Origin of the sequence: Francisella noatunensis subsp. noatunensis (genome assembly GCF_009823375.1) — a bacterium.
GTDB classification, from domain to species: domain Bacteria; phylum Pseudomonadota; class Gammaproteobacteria; order Francisellales; family Francisellaceae; genus Francisella; species Francisella noatunensis.
Map to the genome: position 1 here is coordinate 1 of NZ_WBSX01000165.1, position 2,076 is coordinate 2,076.

Here is a 2,076-nt window from a genome sequence, read left to right on the forward strand (position 1 = left end):
TTTTTAACTTTACAGGATAGCTTATGATTATTTGAAGTTCTGCGGCTTTGATATAGCTTCTGTGCTATCTCAGCATTATAGTCACTATTTATACTAGTGCGATTAAGTTCCTTTTTTATAGCTCTTTCACTATAGCCAATTTTATTGGCTATTTGAGATGTTTGGTATCCTAATTTAAGTAATTCTTCTATGCAATATCTATTTGAAAGAGTTAAGTGCTTTGGCATTTTTTAGTTCCTTATCGTTTATTTTAGTTTCGTCAAAACCTAATAAACTATATTTGGAACTCTCTTTCAACTATTTAAAACTTTCAGAATACAATCAGCTTTTTATTACTAAAATTATCAACCAGCCACTTATACTCGCATAGATGATTAATATCTTCTGTATGAGCTTCTACATGTACAAAGTTATCTATCTTAAAATCAGATGGTAGTACTTTTGTAGGTAAATTCGTATCCTTGACCCATCTATTATAGTTATTATCAATATCCCAAAAGTGAATATGTGAATCTATTATTCCTTGCATCAGGTTTACCTCGCTGTATAGCCCCATCAACAGGAACTAAAGAACCTGTCATAAATGAACTTTTATCACTCAAAAGAAAAATCACCACATTAGCAATTTCTTCTGAAGTAGCTACCCTGTTGATAGGTATTTCCTCTGCTTCACTTTTCTCAATATCAGCCAGATCAACTCCACTTACTAAAGAGTGCCTCTCTATAGCTTTTCTATATAAAGGAGTATCTGTAGTACTTGGGCAAACAGTATTTACTCTTATATTTTTGGGTGATAAATCTAGTGCCAATGATTTTGTAATCTGAGCAACAGCTCCTTTAGTTAAGCCATAAGCAAAATTATTGGTCTTACCAACAAAGCATTGGTCTGAACCATTAAAAACTATAGAAGCTCCTGATTTCATACTCTCAGCCAAAGATTTCAAAATGACGATACTAGACATTAGGTTGATTGATATACAGTTATTTATTTCATCAAAAGACTGAGAAAATATCGACCCACTTTGGTGAATTCCAGCATTAAAAAATACTCCATCAAAATCTATATCTTTTGGCAAAACGACATCAATACCCTATAGTTAGACAAATCAAACTTGATAAATATCTCTTTTTCAAAGACTTTTTGTGGAGTAACGATATCTATGTTATAAACAGTAAATCCTTGTAATGTCAACTGATTCAAAACAGCTCTACCTATACCTGAGCTTGCTCCTGTGATTAAATAATTCTTAGTGCGCATGGAATAAATCCCTTTGAAAAATAAAAATAATGAAACATACATTAACAGTATTTTATCATAAACATACTATGATATTGATAGGCTAAAACACTCTATAATTTATAGTTTTTACTCTAGATATATACCGATAAATCCAAGGTTAACGTATTCATATGCTCGCCATTATATAACCTCTGATATGAGTATTCTGGACCAAATAAAACATTATTGTCAAAATATGCCCTTTGTGCCGATGCAATCATCTGATTTTTGATTCCTGAAAATGTAAGGCCAAATGTTGGAGATGCATTTGATGTTGGCATAGGTATATTCTCAGCATTAAAACCAACAGATAAATCTTCGGTCCAAGAATCTGTATAGAAAAATCCAGCTGAAAAATTAGCTCTTTTATCATCTGAGCCAAAACTATAATATTAGTATTTATAATATCGTTCTTATAGTTTAACGAAACGTTAGTAACTTTATCAGGAGATAAAAACTCATCTATGCTAGATTGTATTCTGAAAGTTTTAAATAGTTGAAAGAGAGTTCCAAATATAGTTTATTAGGTTTTGACGAAACTAAAATAAACGATAAGGAACTAAAAAATGCCAAAGCACTTAACTCTTTCAAATAGATATTGCATAGAAGAATTACTTAAATTAGGATACCAAACATCTCAAATAGCCAATAAAATTGGCTATAGTGAAAGAGCTATAAAAAAGGAACTTAATCGCACTAGTATAAATAGTGACTATAATGCTGAGATAGCACAGAAGCTATATCAAAGCCGCAGAACTTCAAATAATCATAAGCTATCCTGTAAAGTTAAAAAGCTA

5 protein-coding genes and 1 pseudogene are annotated in these 2,076 nt (G+C 31.1%); 1 reads left to right on the forward strand and 5 read right to left on the reverse strand.

Annotated elements, in window-relative coordinates; genetic code table 11:
• The 5 genes and pseudogenes from F8C69_RS09955 to F8C69_RS10275 form a co-directional block, all read right to left on the reverse strand.
• On the reverse strand, window positions 1-227 hold a 227-nt coding region (locus tag F8C69_RS09955), incomplete at its 3' end, for a helix-turn-helix domain-containing protein (protein WP_159184567.1).
• A gap of 83 nt (window positions 228-310) precedes the next feature.
• Window positions 311-529 carry a hypothetical protein gene (locus F8C69_RS09960; RefSeq protein WP_234384112.1) on the reverse strand — a complete coding sequence of 73 codons (219 nt, stop codon included), beginning with the start codon at window positions 527-529 and terminating at the stop codon, window positions 311-313.
• Window positions 486-1,076, reverse strand: a complete 591-nt coding sequence (locus tag F8C69_RS09965; RefSeq protein WP_234384111.1) for an SDR family NAD(P)-dependent oxidoreductase — start codon at window positions 1,074-1,076, stop codon at window positions 486-488. Before F8C69_RS09965 ends, F8C69_RS09960 begins: the two co-directional genes overlap by 44 nt.
• A complete protein-coding gene (locus F8C69_RS10910; RefSeq protein ID WP_234384110.1) occupies window positions 1,061-1,258 on the reverse strand; it encodes a hypothetical protein in 198 nt (65 codons plus the stop codon). The genes F8C69_RS09965 and F8C69_RS10910 overlap by 16 nt, the downstream gene beginning before the upstream one ends.
• Before the next feature lie 113 nt (window positions 1,259-1,371).
• Window positions 1,372-1,745, reverse strand: a pseudogene (locus F8C69_RS10275) (DUF3573 domain-containing protein); the annotation flags it as partial.
• A gap of 100 nt (window positions 1,746-1,845) precedes the next feature.
• Here F8C69_RS10275 and F8C69_RS09980 point away from each other — a divergent pair.
• Window positions 1,846-2,076: helix-turn-helix domain-containing protein (locus tag F8C69_RS09980; RefSeq protein ID WP_159183974.1), on the forward strand; the 231-nt coding region annotated here is incomplete at its 3' end.

Excerpts from the sequence above, each read along its gene's own strand:
- F8C69_RS09960 (WP_234384112.1), bottom strand. The coding sequence starts at position 529 with ATGCAAGGAATAATAGATTCACATATTCACTTTTGGGATATTGATAAT.
- F8C69_RS10910 (WP_234384110.1), bottom strand. The coding sequence starts at position 1,258 with ATGCGCACTAAGAATTATTTAATCACAGGAGCAAGCTCAGGTATAGGT.